The organism is Acinetobacter sp. Res13-Abat-PEC15-P4-01, from assembly GCF_015676285.1.
Lineage (GTDB): Bacteria > Pseudomonadota > Gammaproteobacteria > Pseudomonadales > Moraxellaceae > Acinetobacter > Acinetobacter nematophilus.
This window is the reverse complement of sequence record NZ_JADAIN010000024.1, coordinates 23206-45157: the sequence shown is the minus strand read 5'-3', so window position 1 is coordinate 45157 and position 21952 is coordinate 23206. Positions and strand designations below refer to the sequence as shown.

At 41.2% G+C, this 21952-nt stretch carries 13 protein-coding genes; 4 read left to right on the top strand and 9 right to left on the bottom strand.

Translation table 11 applies throughout. The features are described from left to right. Positions 1 to 4 precede the first annotated feature (4 nt). Complete coding sequence (locus IMO47_RS10315) at positions 5 to 1498, bottom strand: UvrD-helicase domain-containing protein (protein ID WP_196075530.1); 1494 nt, start codon at positions 1496 to 1498, stop codon at positions 5 to 7. 285 nt (positions 1499 to 1783) lie between these two features. Between IMO47_RS10315 and IMO47_RS10310 the strand changes: the two genes are divergently transcribed. Beyond that, complete coding sequence (locus IMO47_RS10310) at positions 1784 to 3769, top strand: alkaline phosphatase PhoX (protein ID WP_196075529.1); 1986 nt, start codon at positions 1784 to 1786, stop codon at positions 3767 to 3769. Between the two features lie 97 nt (positions 3770 to 3866). Here IMO47_RS10310 and hisIE read toward each other — a convergent pair whose 3' ends face one another. The 7 genes from hisIE to IMO47_RS10275 all read right to left on the bottom strand — a co-directional run bounded on the left by hisIE (position 3867) and on the right by IMO47_RS10275 (position 11934). Next, entirely contained in the window at positions 3867 to 4652 is a 786-nt protein-coding gene (gene hisIE, locus IMO47_RS10305) for a bifunctional phosphoribosyl-AMP cyclohydrolase/phosphoribosyl-ATP diphosphatase HisIE (RefSeq protein WP_196075528.1), read from the bottom strand. A gap of 534 nt (positions 4653 to 5186) precedes the next feature. Continuing rightward, positions 5187 to 6479, bottom strand: coding sequence for an NAD(P)/FAD-dependent oxidoreductase (locus IMO47_RS10300; protein WP_196075527.1), 1293 nt, complete (start codon positions 6477 to 6479; stop codon positions 5187 to 5189). 109 nt (positions 6480 to 6588) lie between these two features. Then, a complete protein-coding gene (locus tag IMO47_RS10295) occupies positions 6589 to 7671 on the bottom strand; it encodes a patatin-like phospholipase family protein (protein ID WP_196075526.1) in 1083 nt (360 codons plus the stop codon). A 131-nt stretch (positions 7672 to 7802) separates the two neighbouring features. Then, positions 7803 to 9422 carry an AarF/UbiB family protein gene (locus IMO47_RS10290; RefSeq protein ID WP_196075525.1) on the bottom strand — a complete coding sequence of 540 codons (1620 nt, stop codon included), beginning with the start codon at positions 9420 to 9422 and terminating at the stop codon, positions 7803 to 7805. 3 nt (positions 9423 to 9425) lie between these two features. Next, a complete protein-coding gene (locus IMO47_RS10285; RefSeq protein ID WP_196075524.1) occupies positions 9426 to 10097 on the bottom strand; it encodes a hypothetical protein in 672 nt (223 codons plus the stop codon). Between the two features lie 31 nt (positions 10098 to 10128). Then, positions 10129 to 11073 (bottom strand): bifunctional demethylmenaquinone methyltransferase/2-methoxy-6-polyprenyl-1,4-benzoquinol methylase UbiE, encoded by a 945-nt coding sequence (gene ubiE / locus IMO47_RS10280; RefSeq protein ID WP_196075523.1) that lies wholly within the window; start codon positions 11071 to 11073, stop codon positions 10129 to 10131. A gap of 153 nt (positions 11074 to 11226) precedes the next feature. After that, positions 11227 to 11934 (bottom strand): hypothetical protein, encoded by a 708-nt coding sequence (locus IMO47_RS10275; RefSeq protein ID WP_196075522.1) that lies wholly within the window; start codon positions 11932 to 11934, stop codon positions 11227 to 11229. 201 nt (positions 11935 to 12135) lie between these two features. Here IMO47_RS10275 and IMO47_RS10270 point away from each other — a divergent pair, with 201 nt between their 5' ends. After that, a complete protein-coding gene (locus IMO47_RS10270) occupies positions 12136 to 13554 on the top strand; it encodes a phosphate--AMP phosphotransferase (RefSeq protein ID WP_196075521.1) in 1419 nt (472 codons plus the stop codon). A gap of 89 nt (positions 13555 to 13643) precedes the next feature. On the opposite strand, the gene IMO47_RS10265 is transcribed toward IMO47_RS10270, so the two are convergent. Continuing rightward, the gene (locus tag IMO47_RS10265; RefSeq protein WP_196075520.1) at positions 13644 to 14156 is read right to left on the bottom strand and encodes a hypothetical protein; all 513 of its coding nucleotides are present in this window, start codon (positions 14154 to 14156) and stop codon (positions 13644 to 13646) included. Between the two features lie 184 nt (positions 14157 to 14340). Between IMO47_RS10265 and IMO47_RS10260 the strand changes: the two genes are divergently transcribed. Next, the gene (locus IMO47_RS10260) at positions 14341 to 18069 is read left to right on the top strand and encodes an exodeoxyribonuclease V subunit gamma (protein WP_196075519.1); all 3729 of its coding nucleotides are present in this window, start codon (positions 14341 to 14343) and stop codon (positions 18067 to 18069) included. 2 nt (positions 18070 to 18071) lie between these two features. Then, positions 18072 to 21866 (top strand): UvrD-helicase domain-containing protein, encoded by a 3795-nt coding sequence (locus IMO47_RS10255; RefSeq protein ID WP_196075518.1) that lies wholly within the window; start codon positions 18072 to 18074, stop codon positions 21864 to 21866. Positions 21867 to 21952: the final 86 nt, after the last annotated feature.

Here is a 21952-nt window from a genome sequence, read left to right as displayed (position 1 = left end):
AACCTTATGCTGTTGCCTTATTTTTAAATGGAGTTTTTACTTTCAGTTGTTGTACCAGATCATAAATGTGATGAATATTTAGACTGGCTTTTGCTCGGGTACAAGCAACATATAAAAGTCTCAATTCTTCATCACTGATTTTATGTTCCAAACCGTTTATTTTAAATTGGTAATCATCTTCGATATGAACTCGATTCCACTCAAGGCCCTTGGCTTTATGTGCGGTAGAAATCACATAATCAGCTTGCTCTATTGGGGTAATTTTAGCAAGTGCTTTTTTAAGTGGGTCGGTACCATGGTCATCAACCAGTTTAACTAAAGGCTTGATATCACTTCCGTCATTGGTTTCACAATATTCATGCACGTCATGCCAAGAATTAAACCAGGCTAATTCAGGAACATCGACTACACGTTTGCCCTGTTTTAATAAACTGGCGGCATCGACAAAACGATTTAGTTTGGCATGATCGGCTTGCAAACTGACTTTATCTCCCTGAACCAAACCTGAAAGAAGCAATTCCATTGCTCGGGCATTGGTACGGCATAAAATTGCATCACGCATTTTGGTATGGGGTTTGTTGACCACAGTAGATTTCATTTCTGGATTCCCCAACAGAGGGACAGTTTCCTCCAAAGCACCGAGTAGATGATTTGCGACATCTGCGATTGCCTCACCAAAACGAAACGAGGTGGTTAAACGCGATTCAGGAAGGGGCATTTGCTGCATGGCATTGACTGCACCGCGCCATGCGTAAATTTGTTGGTGTGCATCGCCGACATAAATGACTTGGGTATTGCGTTGACGTAGTAAAATGCCAAGCATCAATGGATCAGCATCTTGTGCCTCATCAAACAAGACATAATCTGCAGGAATAAATGGATCTGACAGCGCCCATAATTTGAGATAAATATCATGACCAATTCCCGCTTGATGGTTTGGATCAATCGACTCCAACCAACGACGCTCTACCGCTTTATAAAGGTGTGTTTGCAAAGATTCGACATCATCGGGATGCAACCAGCTGGGTGCTTGTATATGACGTGGTGCAGGATATTGAGAACTTGTTGAGCAGAAATAACTGACTGCGTTGGCCACCAGACTGGCTAAACGGCTGGGCATCAACACGTATTTTTCATAACGTCCTCCCATTAAGCGTCTCAATGTAATCGGCTCAAGTCGATATTCTTTTGCAATAAAACTTGGGCTTAAACGGGGCAAGCGTAATTTATCGGTTACTCCACGAGGCACACTACGGAAAGCAAGGGAATGAAAGGTTCTGCAATCTACATTTTGATGAAATTTATTCTGTGCTTCTGTTGCGATGGCTTTATTAAATGCCAGATACATCCCACGTCGATCAGTCATGGCATCGCTGATTAACTGTAAAGTGGTGGTTTTACCTGTGCCAGCATAGGCAATCACTTTAAAGGATTGTCCTTTTCTTGCTTCTGCAATTGCAAAACTTTGCTCGGATGTCGGATTAAAAGAATAAGGCACAGTCGTTATGAAATCTTATTGGGTTGAAATTCAGTATGCTCTGAGTATAGCAAAGAATGCTGAGTGCTAGGATTAAATCTATGGGGTTGTTGTGGAATGAGGGTGCGATGGAAAAGAATACAGGTTGATAAGAAAAACTTAAAACAACAAACTTGAGCTTTTTTATCATCATACGAATTTTTGTATATGTTTGTCTTTAAAATGACTTAAAAGTGAAACTAGATTGTCATAACTGCTTTCTAAACTAGGCTCGGGAAAAATTCTATAATATGTTTGGATAAAGTTATGACAAATTCAGCCAGCCAACACACACGCCGTGAAGTGCTTACATGGTTAGCCAGCATTCCGTTTCTTCCACTTGGGGCAATGGCAACTTCTGCGACTCTTGCAGGTTGCAACGATGATGACAAAGACAGCGTTCAACCGATCAACCCAGCTAAACTCAAGACCGCAACATTTACCCCGATGGATGCCCCAACTCTGTCAAATCCAGCAGCGATGGCAACAACCACAGCAGCATCTGGTCTTGCTGTTACTTGGGATGATAATAGCAAAACTGACTACAAACTTGCCTATAAAACCTTCTTCCAGACAGGTGATATGGTCAGTGATGGAAAGGGCGGTAAGATCTTGGCGGGTGGTTATTACGATATTAAAAACCAGCCTATTATTGACAAGTCTGTTGCGGGTAAAGAACGTCAATTCTTCTCTGACTGTCCAGATGGCAGTTCTCTAATCAGTTTTAAACAAGCCACAGGTAAAGATTTTACTGATGCAGATAAGAAAGCATTGGGTGTAACAGGAAATCCTGTGTTCCATGTGGTTCAATTCGAATATACAACACACGATCAAAGTTTAGCTTCAATGTATGGTTTATTGCCATCCCCGATTGCTGTACTTACATTAGATCAAGACCCTAAAACAGGTCATCTAACATTAGTTAAATATCACAATGTAGATACATCTAAGGTCAATGGTTTGTGGATCACCTGTGGTGCAAGCTTATCTCCATGGGGTACCCATCTTTCAAGCGAAGAATATGAACCTGATGCGAATAATATTGCGGGCAGCTATTTACCTGTGTTTAGTAAGAACTTATTTGGTGATGCAAATCAAGCCAATGTTTATCATTATGGTCATTTGCCAGAAATCTCAGTGAATGCAGATGGCACAAGTTCAATTAAAAAGCATTATTGTCTTGGGCGTATTTCACATGAGCTGATTCAGGTGATGCCAGATAATCGCACTGCATTGATGGGGGATGATGCAACCAATGGTGGCTTGTTTATGTTTGTTGCCGATAAAGAGAAAGATTTATCTGCTGGAACATTATATGTGGGCAAATGGAAACAAACTTCAGGTGTCGGTGCTGGTGCAGGTGATATTTCTTGGATTAATTTGGGGCATGCTACCAGCGATGAAGTAAAAGGTTGGGCAGATAAATACAAGATTACTGATTTGATGGATGTAAAAACAGTTGATCCTAAAGATGCAAGCTATACCAAGATTCGTTACAGCGGTAAGGATAACTGGATTAAATTAGTTGCTGGCAAAGAGCGTGAAGCAGCATTTCTTGAAACACATCGTTATGCCGCTTTAGTTGGTGCAAGTATGGGCTTCACTAAAATGGAAGGTACGACAGTCAACATTAAAGACAAAATTGCATATTCAGCGATGTCTTATGTCCAGTCTTCGATGATTGATAAAACGACAGATATTCAGGTCCAAGGTCCTAAGGCTGGTGCTGTATATGCGCATACTTTAAAGGGCAGTCAAGTAGACCATAAAGGTCAGTTAATTAACAGTGAGTGGGTATCCACACATATGGAACCTCCTGCTATGTTGGTAGGTGAAGATCTTTCAACCCCTGATGCTTTAGGTAACTTGGCAAATCCAAATAAAATAGCAAACCCAGACAACATTAAGTTCTCAGAAGCATTACGTACCCTATTTATTGGTGAAGATAGCGGGATGCATGTAAATAACTTCTTATGGGCATATCATGTAGATACAAAAGTATTAACACGTATTTTATCTTGCCCAGCAGGCGCTGAATCTACAGGTTTGCACGCTGTTGATGCTATAAATGGTTGGACTTATATTATGAGTAATTTCCAACATGCAGGTGATTGGGAAAAAGGGCTGCATGATATCGTGCAACCAAAGCTAGATTCTTTAATTCGTCAAAACTACAAAGATCGCTATGCGGCTGCTGTCGGTTATTTGACTGCTGATCCAATTGCGCCATCTGTTGAAAAGAAATCTTCTTAATCGAAAACTGTAATAAAAAAGCAGCGAATATTCGCTGCTTTTTTATGGCTGATATGCATTGAAGACCATAAAAATATTATCAATGCTGATTTATTAATCAATGCTCACGATTGGCTTTTTCCACTAAACCAGAGAGCCCTTGACGACGAGCAAGTTCATTCAATACCACTTGAACATCCAAATCAAAATAGCCAAGCATCACAATAGTATGGAACCATAGGTCTGCAACTTCATAGATTAAATCATTTTTATGATTTTCATTGGCTTCCGTTTTAAAGTCTTTTGCAGCAATGATCGTTTCAACACTTTCTTCACCAATTTTTTCCAAGATTTTATTCAAACCTTTGTGGTAGAGCTTGGCAACATAAGATGATTCCGGATCCGCAGCTTTGCGCTCCGCCATCATTTTGCCTAGATAATCCAAGACTTCGACCTGTTCAGCCTGAGCATTGGAAGCATTCATGGCAATCGTATGCGCATTTGCTGAAGTATTTTCGCCATAAATTGCTTGTGGGTCTTTAAGTTGCGCATCAACAATTTCCCAGCCATTCGCTGTCAACTTACGGTAAAAACAAGACTCACGACCTGTATGGCAGGCAATGCCCCCATGTTGTTCGATTTGTAAAACGATGACATCCGCATCACAATCTAGACGAATCTCATAGACGGTTTGGAAATGCCCAGATTCTTCACCTTTAAACCACAATTTATTGCGTGAACGAGAGAAGTAAACGCCACGCATTTTTTCAGCGGTGAGTTGAAGTGCTTCACGGTTCATCCATGCCACCATCAAAATACGCCCAGTTTGATGATGTTGTGCAATAGCAGGAATAAGTCCTTGTTCGTTAAATTTTACTTCATCGAGCCATTGCAGATTGTTCATAGGATTTCACCAAGTTAATCAATATAAGAGAGTTGCTTTAAACGCACGCTGTAGACAGTATAGTGCTTGTATAGTGTACGTTATTTCCAACATTTTAGGAAAATATTGATCATGCATTTAATGGAGATTAAAAAGTCTTGTTCAGACAAGATTGAAAACTTACCTACTATTTAAGTTATTTTTGCAAGTTTATATTTTGTCAAAAATTTCAATCCATTTGACTGGCGGGCGCTTTATTTTTCAGAAAGATTGCCAACGCTTGTGCTGCTCACATAGCAGTGTTTTGTTTGTGCTATGCATCTATCTTTGATCAACGGCGACCTGCATGCCTCCAAACGGGATCAGGGTGTCACATAAAATTGTCAGATATAAACAGCAACAATTATGTTATCTGAACCTGAGTCCTTGATAAAATTTTTGATGAAATATAATGAATTTGCATTCATGTTCATCTATCTGAGTGAGCGGAATGCCAGTATTTTATCGAGCAAGATCAGCTTTAGGGCTGTTGCATATATGGTCTTGTCATGCTGTTCAGTATTTTTTTCTGTTCACTGAGGATTGCGCAATATCCTGATACTTCATTTGGCTCAACATACCTGACTTTAAGCCTGTTACCGTAATGGCCATCTCTTTGCGAAAATAGGGAATTCGATACATCCACGAAAAGCTGAAATCTCGCAAAGCACTTGCCCAACAAAGATCAGATTGATACAGTGGTGTAAGCAAGCGACTTAGAAATTGATAAAAATCTGTCGAGCTTTTCCGATGCTGATGGTAATTTTGCCAAAGCTTTGCATAATTGATCCCTTGATTTTCGCTTGCATGTTGAACAGCTTGTCCCAAAGCCCATGCATCTAAAAGTGCCATATTCGCACCTTGACCAAGCTGTGGACTCATTGCATGTGCAGCATCCCCCATCACTCCAATACGTCCCTCACCGAACTTGGAAAGTACTACATCACGGTAATTGGCTGAAAGCCATTGCTGTTTTTCTTCTGGATTGGCGATGACCTGCTCTAACCAATCCGCTGCAGGTTTCCAGCGTTTGGAAATTTCGTTGAGCCATTTGGAACGTGCGTGTTGGTCGGGTAAAAAACTCTCTAGCCGATTGCTGGGTAGGCTCCAAAAAATACTGGAAAGTCGTTGCTGTTGTTGATTTGGAATAGCGCCTGTGGGCAGAATTCCCATCATGATTTTAGCGCGGTCATAAAATTGATGCAGGATCTGTGTATCCAATGCTAAACATTCGGGCACAATGGTCCATTTGGCTCCCCAAGGATAAGCTTGGTCAACTTTAACCCATTGACTGGGTCTTAACTGACTTCGTGCACCATTGGCAATTATGACGGTATCAAAAACATCGTCAAAGTATTCATGTTGATGGGTGCCGATGACTCGAATTTCATCTGTAGATTCTTCAAGCCGATGAATATCGGTATTCATTTGCCATGTGATCCATTCAGCATATGCCTGGCATTTTTTTTCCAATACGTGGCACAAGGTTGCCCGATGAATACCTAGACCATAAAAATCGGGGTGAGCCTGTGCATAATGACTATCCACCAATTTAAACCCATTGGCGAGTTGTCCTTCTAAACCTGTGACCCATGCGCCAAGTTTTAAAGCATCCTCTAAAACACCTAGGTGTTCAAAAACAGCCAGTCCTGAGGGTTGTAATAGCAGACCTGCACCAACAGGTTCAAGTGCAGCAGCTTTCTCAAAAATGGTGACATGAATATTCTGTTGCGCAAGTAAAATTGCAGCTGCAAGCCCAGCCGTTCCTGCTCCAACGATGGCAAATTTTGGAATTTTATTTTGAGTCATTATTAGCATAAGCCTGTTGAATGATTTAAATTTAACAAAAAATCAGTCATCAACACACTTTATTTTGTACAACGTCCTTGTTGTTTCAATTGTAAATAGAAATCAGTGACTATAAATCCTGTATTCGCTCAGCCCAATTCTGCTTTTCAGTCAATTCTAGAAACTCATCCCCGAGTCGTTGGCTTTCTGCGACGGATTGCTTCCACCATGCAATTCGTTTTTGATCATCTAAACCCTTCATTACAAAATCCTTACGGTCAGGCAAACGCCCTAGAGGCAATGATTGTAAATAAGCCTGAGAAGGCGAGATCAGTAAAGTTCGTGCTTGATTTCGAGGATTGGCTGTACGCGACTTAAACATTTTATCGAACCAACCCGGAATAATACTGTCGCTAAAATGTGGATATAAAACAATTCCTTTGCTTTCAAAAGGCAGGTCGATGTGATAATCAATCAAACCACCATCGCGGTATGCCCCCTGAGGTGCATTGGCAATATTTTTGACAGCGGGTGTCACTGCTGGAATTGAACCTGATGCCATCAGCCAGTCAGCAACATTGTCTTGATCAAAGTTTAAATAATGCGTTTTAAATGCATCATCCCGAATTTTAAATTGTGGAAATTGTGCGGGTTGACAAATCACCCGCTGCATAAACTTACTCAGATGTTGTCTTGAAATCGCATTACTGCCGATAATGCCCAATAAGGAAGCATATAGGGCAAGCTTTTGATCACTCTGAAACAAATGTTCGGCTTTGGCTGAGATAATGGTGAGATGGTAATCAGGGTGTTCGACCAGTTTTCTGGATTGTTGGTCGAGTATGCGATACAGCATTTCTCGAGAAATTTTCTCGATCTCCGCAATATTCATTTTTTTATGAAAAGGCAAATGAATATATAACTCAGCTAAACGTTCTGGTCCAAGTTGTTCGCCTTGTGCCAAAATCCCTGCAAAACGCCATGCGCCGACAGATGAGCCGATTAAGAAACGTCGTTGTTTTGCACGTTGTAGAAAATTTCCAAAAATGGCTTGATCAAGTCCCATGAGACCGATACCTTTTGGGCCTCCTGCTGCGCCAGGAATCATATCGACCTGTTGTGGCTGCAAGCCTTCTTTTTCGATAAGTTGTTTTGCGAGTGAGCCTGCACGGAGGGTTAAAGCAGAAGGATGTTTCTGTAAAATCTGAATCATTGTGACACTCACTCAAACGGATATTTTCATTTTAAGTTCAGCGAATTGTTCAACAATGGCGAGAGGTGTCAGTAGATGACTTTGCAGTCATTCAAACAAAAAAGCCTATTCTTTGAATAGGCGCGTTAATGTTATTTAGCAATCCGCCAGATGGCTAGAATACTGGCCAAGATGATTAAAATAATCGAAATATACCAAGGCGCAATGATGGCTATTGATAGTAAAATCGCCATGAGGCTACCAAAAATCCAACTTCGTTTTTGTTGATGCTCAACTTCCAAGCGCATCATCTGCAATTCATGCAATTGTTTGGCATGCCAAGCAGACTGGTTTTTTAAACCATTTAAACTATCAATCATCAATGTTGGAAAATCCTGAGCACCTAACAGTAAATCAGGAATTTTTTGTCCCAGCTCTTTTAGATTCTTTTGTGGATTCATTTGGGATTTGACCCATTCTGTCAGAATAGGTTTTGCCAACTTCCAAATATCTAACTCAGGGTATAAGTCTGTACCTAAGCCTTCCACGTGTACCAAAGTCTTGAGTAAGAGCATCAATTGTGGGGGGATTTCTAAATGGAAACGACGAGCGATATCCATGACCTGAATTAAAATGCCAGCAAAATCTAATTCATGCATCGGTTTAGACACCATCGGTCCAACGGTGCGACGCATTTCTCGAGCCAAGGCATCTTGATCTGTGCCCGGTGGAATCCAACCTGCTTGATGCACAATCTGAATCAACTGCATGAAGTCGCTGTTCATGACTGCAAGCAACATACGGGCAACGGTCATCTGATCTTGCTTAGACAATTCACCCATAATGGCACAATCCAGCGCAATATAGCGGGGCTGGCTTGGATTTAAGGTCTCAACAAAAACATTTCCTGGGTGCATGTCCGCATGGAAAAAATTATCTCGGAATACCTGGGTAAAGAAGATGGTCAAGCCTTTCTCGGCAAGATCCTTACGATCCATACCCAAACGCTCGAAGGTTTCTACATCTGAAATCGGAACCCCTGTAATGCGTTCAGCCACCATGACATCTTTGCTGTCCATATAGACTTCCGGCACGTACATCATGCTTGAGCCTGTGAAGTAATGGCGCATACGGCGAGTGTTGTCTGCTTCCAGTGTCAGATCAAGTTCATTTAAGATAACTTGGCGATAATTTTGAATAATTTCAGATAAATGCACTGCACGTGCCGCTTCAAGACGCTTTTCCAAGCTTGCACCGAGCCACTGCAAAATTTCAAAGTCTTGTAGAATCTGACTGCGAATATCTGGGCGAGTCACTTTGACCACGACTTCACGACCATCATGTAAAGCTGCCGTATGCACTTGTGCGATTGAAGCCGCAGCGAGAGGTTGTTCATCGAATCTTGCAAAGATACTTGAAATATTGGCTTTCAGTGATTGTTCAATGCGTGTCTTAGCTACATCCGAGCCAAAAGGTTTCACCCGATCTTGCAATAAAACCAATTGCTGTAGAATTTCAGGTGGAATTAAGTCACGTCGTGTTGATAGCAACTGCCCTAATTTAATTGCAAGCGGTCCCATCTCTTCTAAAGCTTCTTTAAGCTTAAGCGGATTTTTACGTTCTTTACTTGACCATGCGGCAGGGTGCAGGCGAATTAAAGACAGCGCATGGCGGACTTTTTCAGGTAACTCTTCCGCAGGAACCAGTGTGTCGAGTCTATAGTGCGCTGCGATACGCCAAAGTTCGAATAAACGGGCAATATGCGGAATCATAAATTAAATTACCTGATCTTGGTGTGAGTTAAGTAGAGCTTTGAGTTGTTGGATTTTTGCTTCTATGCGATCAATATTTTGATTCAGCTGACGCGTAGCGTGTTGCAGATCATTCATTTGCCAGCGGGGAGCTAGAATGCCACTGTCTTCTTTTAAAAAGTCTTCAGCAAAAAATAAATGGCTTTGTAAAGAACGTTTTAAATGCTGAGGCGCAAATTGAATCTTACCGATCTCATGCGCAAGTGCTGGACCAATCCATGGGCTTAATTGTGAGGCTAAATCAGGTTCCGTCTGTTGAATAATCTTCTGGATGTCCTGCAAAAGATGATAATCACCCTGTAACGGAATATTGCCAACTTCATCAGCAACAAATAACTTGACCAATTCAACTACATTTTTAACATGCAATGTTGCTGTGGCTTCTGAAATATGACTAGTTTGATCAAAAGGACGCTGTTCAAAAATAGAAGATGTTTGGCTTTTACCTGTAACAGTCGGTTCAAGACGAACTTTATGTTCATCAAAAAAGACATCAACAGAAAGCTGGGGTGCATCAATGACGACACGTAGCAGCTTGCCTTGTAATTGATTGAATTGAATGCGAGTAATCGCATCCAAATTAATCCCATGATTGATGAATCGTTCAACTGCACCGAGTGCCAGAATTGACCACATAACCCAACCTTGCTTGTGCTATTTTGGAAAATTACAGTTTGAAACCACGGTGTACCGCAACGATACCACCCGTTAGATTGTGATAATCACAGTTTTGGAAGCCCGCATTTTCCATCATGCCCTTCAGTGTGCGTTGATCTGGATGCATACGGATTGATTCTGCTAAATACTTATAACTTTCAGCATCATTTGCCACAATTTTACCCATGATCGGCAATGCGGTAAATGAATAGAGGTCATATAGCTTTGAAAATGGTTCAAACACAGGTTTAGAAAACTCAAGGATCAATAAACGACCGCCTGGTTTTAAAACACGATACATCGCCTGTAATGCAGCATCTTTATCCGTGACATTACGCAAGCCAAAACTGATGGTAAGCAAGTCAAAACTGTTGTCTGCAAAAGGTTCTAAAGTTTCAGCATTGGCTAAAACAAAGTCAACATTGGTGCAGCCCGCATCGATTAAACGATCACGACCAACATTCAACATGGACTCATTGATATCTGACAATACCACATGACCTGTAGGACCAACCTCACGACTGAAAACCTTGGCTAAATCACCGGTTCCACCTGCAATATCGAGTACATGCTGTCCACGGCGCACGCCAGACATATTAATTGCAAAACGTTTCCATAAACGATGGATACCAAATGACATCAGGTCATTCATGATGTCGTATTTGCTTGCAACAGAGTGAAAAACCTCTGCAACTTTCTGTGCTTTTTCTTCGCTATTGACAGTTTTGTAGCCAAAGTGGGTGGTTGCACCGACATTGCCCGTATTTGCGCCACGTGGCAGATTATATTTAGGTACTTGACCTGACACAGGGGTATCCGTCATCTGCTGCTGTAAGGATTGTTGTTGCCCCTGAGGTGCACCTTGCGGTAATGGTTCACTTAGAAATGGACTCACTTTGTCTGTATTTGTTGCCGTTTCAGCCGATGCTGTTGGCTTTTGGTTTTCATTCGACATTTGAGTCACTCCTGAACACAAAAATAGGAAATTTTATATTGCACTGCATAATGACAGATTCTGCAAAATTTTGCAGTCTTCATGATGCAATTGTTATGAATAATATACAAAAAACCGATCCTAAAGATCGGTCTGAGAGCATCATTGAATAGATTAAATCTGGAAAGGGTTTGGATCGCCACGATGAACTTTTTCAACAATTTCTCTTTCTTTCAGCGTAAATTCATGGATAAATTTAGCCGCAGATTTCATTGGTTTCATGGCAACAAAGCCTTCGCCAATAAAGTCATACATCAATTCAAACTTATATTTTGTTGCCGTACCCTTACACATTTTAAAGGCGGTATGCATGATAAATGAGCGCATATATTTATCCAGTGCACCACCTAAATCATCCAATAAACTTAACTGTTTTTGGCGAGCCTCGGCTTGATCGAGTTTTAACAGCGTCAGTCGCATCATGTCATCATCAATCGCCTGATGTACAGGGTAGTCTTTAAGTAATTGCGCGGCGACCTGCTCATCCAGTTGCATGGCAAGTACAGCCAAACCAACAGATTTCAATCCAGTTTTGATGGCATTTTCAGGAATGATTTTCTCAGCTTTATGGGCATATTTAAGCAAACGTTCAATTTGCACAGCCAAATCATCAAACTCAGGACCGCCATACAGGCGCTGAATGAAATATTTCGCCATCAGCTGATTTTCTTTTTGATTAAACAAATCATGGTGAGTGTTTTGAATGCGGGCTTTTAGCCAATCCTGTGCTTCATGCAGGCGTTGCTTTAAAACGGGGTCAGTATGATAACTGAATTGTTGATATTGTTCTAAAAGCTGATCAAGTGCAGCAAGTTTTGACATACAAAAACTCTAAACTTCTTTTATTTACAGGATAAAGCGAGTTGAGGCACAGGACTATGACAAAAGTGAAAAAACAATCAAGAAATATGGTCAGTGGAGTTTTAAATAGACAAAACCTTGTGTTTTTGTACAGAAAATATATAACGCCACTGTGGGGGAATGGGTATACTCGAAAAGACCATCAGATAAGTAGAGAAGCAGATGATCGAACAACAATTACCGTTTGCGTTGCGTGATGAAGAAGAATTATCCGTTGATTTGATCGAGGCGCAGTATGCCTTAAAGAATTCAAAAGACAAAAACAATGCAAAAAGTTTAGTCATTCTGGTCAGTGGAATTGAGTTGGCGGGGAAAGGGGAAGCAGTTAAACAATTACGTGAATGGGTTGATCCTCGTTATTTACGTGTCAAAGCAGATCCACCGTGTTTATTCACGACAAAACAAAGTTTTTGGCAGCCTTATGCCCGTCATATTCCTTCTGAAGGACAAATCCAGATTTTTTTTGGAAATTGGTACAGTGACTTACTCTCAACCGCGATGCATGTGTCAAAACCTCTAGATGAAACCATGTTTGATACCTATGTTGAAAATATGCGTACTTTTGAACAGGACCTTAAAAACAACCATGTCGATGTGATTAAAGTTTGGTTTGATTTGCCATGGAAAAGCTTGCAAAAACGTTTGGATTCGATGGATTCATCTGAGCAGCGTTGGCATAAGCTGATGGGTTTGGATTGGCGCAATAAAAAACAATACGATACTGTACAAAAGCTGCGACAACGTTTTACCGATGACTGGTATGTGATTGACTGTGATGATGCTGTTGCGCGAGATCAACAGTTTGCGCAGTATGTTTTACAGGCATTGAAAAAGTTACCGAAGCATAAAACAAGTGTCAGAACGAAATGGAAACAGGCTGCTGTTCCTGAAGCTTTGCAGCAACCTGCAACAGATGAGTTGGATAAAGACCAGTACAAAGATGAATTAAAAAAACTCACCAAAAAAGTATCTGAAGCCCTGCGTAACGATTCAAGAAATGTCGTGATCACCTTTGAAGGCATGGATGCGGCGGGCAAAGGTGGGGCAATCAAACGCATTGTCAAAAATCTTGATCCCCGTGAATATGAAATTTATACCATCGCAGCGCCTGAGCAATACGAATTACGCCGACCCTATTTATGGCGTTTTTGGACTAAGCTGCAACCAGAAGAAAAAATCAGTATTTTTGATCGAACGTGGTATGGGCGGGTATTGGTTGAACGAATTGAAGGATTTGCCAAGCCGGCTGAGTGGCAACGTGCATACGATGAAATCAATCGGTTTGAAAAGGATTTGGTTGACAACCAGACGGTGTTGGTGAAGTTCTGGTTGGCGATAAGCAAGGAAGAACAGGAAGCCCGTTTTAAAGCACGTGAGCAAACACCGCACAAGCGTTTTAAAATTACGCCTGAAGATTGGCGAAATCGTGGACATTGGGATGAATATTTAAATGCGGCAGCAGATATGTTTGAACGTACTGATACTGAATACGCTCCCTGGCATATTGTGGCAACCAATGACAAATATTCAGCGCGGATTCAGGTATTGAAGGCTATTCTCAAACAGTTAAAAGCGGACTAAAACGGCTGTTGATTGAGTAAACTATTCTTCTATGGCTGATTGATATAAAGCGGGCTTAATCCCGCTTTATTTGCTTTTATATTTTTAGATTAAGAATATTTAACCACACTGGCCTGTTGTTTTTGCTGAATGCCTTTTGCGAGCTTATAACATTCATCAACATGTGTTTCAGCTACTTTTTTCATCACAATATAGCCTAAACTTGCGGCAATAATTGAACCACCCAACGGAATGAATTTGGTCACTTGTTTGGTGATGATTTTTGCAGCCATGTTGTTAAAGGATGCTTTAACAGCAGTACGTGCCACGACTAAACCTGAAAACTCAAAACCACGTTTACGGAGTTCATTCCAATGGATTTTCTTGGTGGCAGGATCATAAACGCTGATTTGATCTGGTGCTAAACCAAAACGTGCATTGATTTCAGGGATGAGGAAAGACAACATACCGACATCGATGACCACATCAAAAAAAGGCACGGGTACTACAGCTGCACCGGCAGAAACATAAGAACGCTTTTTAACCAGTTCCAAGCATTCTTCACGAATCTGTTCTAGATTCAAGGCAGGATCAATCGAGTCTGGAATTTTATCAATTTTCATAAATCAAATACCTATGTTTCAAGCTTTTTGTCATATTTCTGGAAACTCATGTTTGAGCTTGAAATTGTGAAGTTATTTCCAAATAATGTTTTAAAAATGCCATAGTATATTGTTGTTGTATAGTGGCGAATGTTTATGTTTTGTGCATGAACATAGACAATAGAATATTGATAGTTGAGGAATTATGGCAATACATGTGATTCAAAGCCAACGCATTGATGTCTTGGTGCAAGGGCTTTTGCAGAATACCATTCGGCCATCCAAAAATCCTTTTGCAGTTTTGCAAACGCAACATTTTATTGTCCCCAGTGCAGCAGTGCAGGAATGGTTGAGTCAACGTATCGCAGAACAACAGGGCATTAGCGCCAATAGCCAATTTCATCAGCGTATTCGTGGGTTTCAATGGTTTGCTTATCAGCAGGTGCTTGATGATAAAGATAAAGTACGTAAAGCAAATATTCCACGGCTAATTATGAAGTGGCGGATTTATCAGACTTTAAAAAGCTTTATTGAACATGATGAAAATAGTCTGGCTGAGGATCATCCACTGCATTCTATTGTTCAACGGATCTATGATGCTGCTTCACAATTAGAGCAAGGCTTGGACAAACAGCTCAAAAAGCAAAATATGTTGTATTGGGTGTCTGAGCAGGTTTCAAAACTGTTCAGCCACTATATGTTATACCGTGCTGATTGTGTAGGGGGGTGTCCGCAGAATCAGGCGTGTCAGTGTCCAAGTAATTGGTTGGCACAATGGGGGCGTGGAGAAGCATTAAATTTAGAACAGCAATTTTTTAAGACCAATCAGCAGATTTCAGCCTTTACACTGAATCAGGCACAAGAACTGGAAAATTGGCAACGTTGGTTATGGCAACATACATTTCATGACGATTTTATTGAAATGCAAAGTGTTGATGCTGATTTTTGGCGTGTCATGGACGATGATCAACAACGTTCCCGGGTTTTAAAAAAATTGCCAAGTCAACTGATTGTTTTTACCTTATTGGATTTGCCACCCAGCCAATTACAGTTTTTGAGACGACTTGGACAATATTTGGATGTGGTGATCTTACATTACAACCCATCACAAGAATATTGGGCAGACAGTGTCGATCCAAATTGGAAGAAACAATACGATTTAAGAGTAAAAGAACGCTTTATTGGCAAAAATCCCAATGCAACAGATGCAGATATTCAAAAGTTTTTTGATGAGTTTACCTTAAACTTCAATGCTGAAATCCGCGAATCACGTCATCCTTTATTGACACGTTTCGGCAAACAGGCGCGTGATCATTTTTCGATTCTCTCCAATTTATCTTCTGGAGAAGAAGGACAATGGGTAGATGCTTTTGTCGATGAAGAACCGATTAATTTATTAACTAAGCTCCAGTCAGATATCCTGTATTTGGTTGAGCCAGAAGCACATGCTTATCCCATTGCACAAGCGGATGATTCGATCCAGATCCATGTATGTCATTCTGCATTAAGACAACTTGAAGTATTGAGAGATCAACTGATTGCTTGGTTAGCCAAAAGCACGCTAGATCAACCTCGCCGTCCAAATGATATTCTCGTTTTAGTTCCAGATTTAAAACAGATCGAGTCATTGATCCGCAGTGTATTCCCTCATACACCGAATCAGGACAGTGTTTATTTGCCTGTGAAAATTGCAGGCGTGACGGCATTGGATGCCCATAATGCGTGGCGAGCTGTGTTGGGGCGTATCCAGCTGACTGAAAGTCGTTTTAGCCTAGAAGATTTTGCAGATTGGCTAAGTCTAACCGCAACTCAGGTACGTTATGGTTTAGATATTCCAAATACAGAACGTATGATTGAACTGCTGATCAATGCAGGATTTAAACGGGGATTAGATGCGCAGCATTTACAGCGTTCGTTGAGCCAAGACGATGATGATTTTCGTTTTAGTTTTAAATTCGCATTGGATCGTTTGGTGTTGGGCATTGCAATTCCAGAGCATCGCTTGTTTGAAAATGTGTTGAGTTTTGCACAGGTCTTGACAGGTGATTTTGAACTGATCACCACCTTGGTACAGATTTATCAAGACTTTGACCATCGTAGAGATTGGATGATTGCACATGAGCTAGGCAAGCAGACCCCATTAAAATGCAATGTGGAAGCGTGGTTGAAATTGCTGATGCAGGATATTGCCGAATTTGAACAGGCAGGTGTCGAATCTTTAAAAACGGTACGTGAGATCGTTAAAAAGCAAGAACGTATGCTGACTTTGGCGAGTTTTTATGACGAGCAGGAACAGTCTATTCTCCAAGAGATTAACTTGCCTTTGACTTATCTACTCAATGAAATTCAAAATTTACTCGAGGGGCAAATTGATCAGGCTTTACCGACAGGGCAGATTACGTTTAGTCAGATCGGACAAATTCGCCCGCTGCCTTATAAGCTGATCGTGCTGTTAAACTTGGATAGCGGTAAATTCCCAGATCGTGATGTACAGGTGCCATTTGATTTAATGCATCTTCTTAAACCTCAGTTGGGTGATCGTTCTCGTTTGGATGATGATCAGGGCGCATTTCTAGATGCTTTATTGTTGGCACAAGAAAATCTCTGGTTATTTTATAATGGTTTCGATGTCAGCGATGGTGAGGTTCGAGATCCATCGAGTGTGTTACAGGAGTTGATCAATCATATTGCCTTTATTGCTCAAACCGATCATCTGCGATCGGTAACTGTATCCAATACGTCCCCTGAGAATTTGACTGCCGGGGCTGTAGCACAAACAGTATTATTAGATGGGATTGAAGTGCCCGAACATATTCAAACTTTATATCATGTGCATACTTTACAGCCTTTTGAGCCACGTGGTTTTGAATCGCAACAGTCCGTCCGTTATCAGGATCAATGGTTTCAAGTCGCACAACAGATACGTCAAACTGAGGTATTGGCGCAACGCGATGCTTGGGTGAATACAGCTTATCCATCCGTTCAAGACGATATGACAGTATTGGATGCGGGTCAGTGGATTCAAGATATGACATATCCTGCACGATTATATTTAAAAACCTTGGGCGTTGAAAATCTAGGCGCAGATGATATGCCGGCATCGAATGAACCGTTGATTTTGGATGGCTTGGCGCGCTATCAAATCCGAGATTTTTTACAAAAGGCAGTGCTTCATTCTGCAGATGATGCTGCACTCAAGGATATGAGACTCTTACAGAATCAATTACCGATTGGCAAAGTTCAGCTCAGCGCGTGGCAAATTGGCTTGGCTGAACAAGACCGTTTAAAAGAACGATTAAAACGTTATGCACCTGAAGTGACTGCGACAACACAGCGTCAGTGGCGGATTGAATCTGGTTTGGTCATGAACATTACATTACCTCAACATCAGCTCGCGGATTGGGTCAGTTTAGATGCCTCAAGTGCTCGTGCTAAACGTCGTACTAAAGTTTGGTTAGAGTATCTGTTGTGGCTGAGTTATATAAATCTGGAGGCAGAACAGTCGAAATCTCTACAACGGATTGCGATATTCAGTGATGTGACGATCATCAATACAGGCTTAAGTTCAGCACAAGCCAAACAATATTTATTGGCATGGTTTAAAGCCTTTACTTATGGGCAGTCAGAACCGTTGGTACTGCCTGCTGCATTATTGTTGAAGCCCGCTGAAAATAATAAAACATTGACCTGGAAGGTTGGGGACTCTGGACATTTCATGATTGAGGATTTCAGCGTAATTCTCAATGAATGGAACAAAGGTGATGCATTTTTGCCCTATGATCTGACTGAAATGGAATGGAGCAAAAGGCATCGGGATTGGCAGTTTATTTTGCAGGAACAAGATGCATCTGCACTGCTCAAACATGCCTGTGATCAATTTGCCCATGATCTGTATCAACCCATTTATCAGCATCAAACCGTTGCGGAGGAATAAGCATGACTTCCGTAAATTTATCCCTCGTGAGCACAACCCCTACCCACCAAAAGCGGGTCTCGATTCAGCCCATTGAGGATATGCATTTTGCAGGTTTACATTGGATCGAAGCTTCCGCGGGCACCGGTAAAACCTATACCTTGTCTAGTTTAATGGTGCGGATTTTCTTAGAAAAATACTTACCGGGTCAAGTGATTGCGACCACGTTTACCCGCAAAGCTGCCGCAGAGTTGAAAAGTCGGATTCGTTCACGTTTACAAGATACTTTCCACTATTTTGAATCATGTCGGGAACTGACTGAAGCGCAGGTCTTAAGCAAAGCACAACAGGAAACAGATCCTTTATTTTCTAAACTATTAAAAACATTTGCGTCGCAAGTGGCTTATGCCTGTGAGCGCCTAAAACTGGTGATTGATCAATTTGATGAATTGTTTGTGGGGACTTTAGACAGTTTTAGCCAAAAACTATTACGTGAATTTGCTTTTGAAAGTGGCAAGATTGAACGTGCAGAAATTACCGATGATGCAAAAAGCTATACTTATCAGTTGATTCATGATGTTTTAAGGGCATGGATTCAAAAGCAACCGCAAGACATTATTGATAGCCTGATGTTTGCAGGGGAGCTGCATGGCGTCGACTACTACCTAACGACAGTTGAGCAAAGTTTAAATTTTGCTTCGGCAAAATTCATTGAGCCTCAATTTTCAACAGCAGATGCCCAATCTTTTCAACAGGCAATAGAACAACTGTCACAAGTCCAATTGGAACAGTTACAAACCCTGGAAGCCTATTATTTATTGGATGGTGATTATTATAAGTTTTGTAATGGAACAAAATTCAGGAGTGATCGTTTTCATCGTATTTTTGCCAAGAGTTTGCCACACATTATTCAAACCATACAACAGCAGGGCTATAAGTATTATCTAAGTGCTGGTTTGGCAGTGGAAAAGTCTGATTTTTCCACTTTGATCAAAGTGCTTCGTGAACAACAGATCTTTAAGAAAGCCGCTCCTGAAAATATACAGTCGGGCTTTTATCAACATCCCCTTGTTCAGCATTTGTTGAATATCTATGGACAAATTGAAGTATTTGAAAATCAGCTACTCGGAACCAATACTTTTCTTAAATACTATTTGACGCAAGAAGTGAAGCAGCGCTTGCCGCAAGTATTGCAACAAAAAGGTGAAACTACTTTTGCCCAACAGATTCGAACACTTGCAGAAGCTTTACAAGGCGAACAAGGACAACGTTTTGCCACTTTTGTGCATGCACGGTATCCCTTAATTCTGGTTGATGAGTTTCAGGATACCAACCAAGATCAAGACGATATGTTGGCGCAAATTTGGCGTCATCCGAGTCGAGTCAAACAGGGCTGCATGATCATGGTGGGTGATCGTAAACAGGCCATTTATGGTTTCCGTGGTGGGGACATGCTGACTTTTTTAAAAGCACATCAGGATGTATTCGGTAAGGATGGCAATGAATATAACTTGATCTATAACCACCGTTCGGTAAAACCTTTGGTTGAAGTGGTTGATGCTTTGTTTCAACGGCAAATGGATTTTGGTGAGCAGGTGATCTATACCCCTGTACAGGCAGGAAATCGTCCGCATCCAGATTTAATGGATCAGGGGCAGATAAATCCTCAACCCTTAAGATGGCTCAAACTGGAAGATAAACAGCTTGAAGCAGAACAAGTGGCGTGGAAAATTCGTGATTTGCTCAATCGAGGTGTTCAAGGCAGTTTATTTTTTAAGGAGAAATCCGCCCAGCGTCCGATAGATGAAAATGATATTGCCATTTTATCGAAAAACCATGATGGGCTGGATAAGGCACAAGCTGCTTTAGAGTTTCTGGGTATTCGCACCAATCGACCTTCAAAGAAAAGTGTTTTTGAAAGTCAGATTGCCCGTGATGTCGGTGCTGTATTGACTGCAATTTTACATCCTTATCACGAAGCAAAAGTAAAACGTGCCGTATTAAGTCGTATGATGGGTTTGGACTTAAAAGCTTTGATTGCTTTAGAACAGCATGCAGATGGTTTAAGTAAATACATTGAGTTGTTTGATCAGGTTCGTGAAATGTGGCTGAATCAAGGTTTTTTAACGGCTTGGCAATATTTACTCAATCAGTGTACGGTCTGGGAAAAACTGGTGGAAAAACGTAGTCGGGATAATGAACGTGTGGTGGTGAATTTACGTCATTTAACTGAACTGCTCAGCCAGCACAGTGAAGCGTATCAGGGTGCGCAGAATCTTTATCATTGGTATATGAAACAGCTGACTGCACCGATGGAGCGGGAATGGGAAATGGAACGTAAACTGTCCAATGAGGCAGGCGTGCAACTGATGACCATTCACCAGTCGAAAGGCCTAGAGTTCAAATTTGTCTTTTTACTGGGTGCAGACAAAGAGTTTAAAGAAATCAATAAGACTTTGAACTTTTCAACAGCAGTCCAGTTGAACAGCCAAACAGGGCAGACTGAACAGCAGCGTGTGGTGGCTGTGAATGACAGCAATCTACTGGATAAAAAAGATATTGAACAACATAATGAACGTGCTTTAGCTGAACATCATCGCTTGTGGTATGTGGCGTTGACCCGTGCCAGTTATCGTGTTTATGCCATGTTGAGTGATGTCAAAGAAAAGTCGACTACGGGACTGGCATTCTGGCGCGGTCAAGGTGCTGATGTTTTTCAGCATATCGGCAGTTGTATGGAAGGCTTATTGACCGAGCGCCCTCTCGCACTGGAAAAACCTAAGTCTGAAAATCCTTTGCCATTACTTGCGCAAGCATTTCCAACACAGCGTTTTTATCCGCGAGGAAAAACCAGTTTTAGTGCATTGGCCCAACATTTAACGCGACAACAGATTCAAGATGCACTGGCAGTTTCTGAACAAAAACAAGAGCGTGCCGAGGATGAGATCCAACCCCCGATGATCGAAATTACTCAGCAAATACAGTCTGAGCAACCGATTGCATGGATCAAAGCCAATTTTCCAATGGGAACCATTGCAGGAAATTTCTTGCATGAAATCTTTGAACATATTGATTTTCAGGATACACGATATTGGCATCTTGAAATTCGTCGACGTTTTAAAAATGACTACTCCAGTTTATGGACGGAGTTGCTTGAAAAATACCGACTGGCTTTTTCAAATCAGACACTGGAGGAGAATGCTCCAGCTCAACCTAATGCTGAAGAAACGTTACTAACCTGGGTTGCTGAATGGCTGGCTGAGGTATTATCCACACCAATCCTCAAGGATTTCCAATTAAAACAGCTTGAACCTCATCAACATTTGGCTGAGTTTCCATTCTATTTATCACTTTCAGATCGAGTTTTGGCAATTCAGCGGATTTATCAGTTGTTTGACGAGTATGCAATAAAGATGCCTGCATTTAATGATGCTCGTTCAGCTCGTTATCTCAATGGTTCGATTGATTTGGTGTTTTTTGATGGTCAGCAATATCATATTGCGGATTATAAAAGTAATTTTCTGGGTGTTGACCAACACAACTATATCTCTGAAGCTGTTCAAGAGAGTATGTCACATGCCAGTTATTGGTTACAGGCATCGTTATATTTAGTGGCTTTACACCGCTATTTAAAAATCCAGCTTCAAGATTACCAAATTGAGCGGGATTTAGGTGGCGCAACCTATCTGTATTTACGAGGCATGAATGGTCAAGCCGGACAAGGCTATTGTTTCTGGCGCCCCACCACAGAATTCATTTTGAGACTGGATGCGATATTGGGTTATTTTATTGAGGATAAATCCAGTCAAATTATGTGAATTGTTGTTTAAAAAACTGTATAAACAATAGGTTGTCATGTGGATAACTGTGTTGAAAACCTTGTAGATAACTCTGAGGATAACTG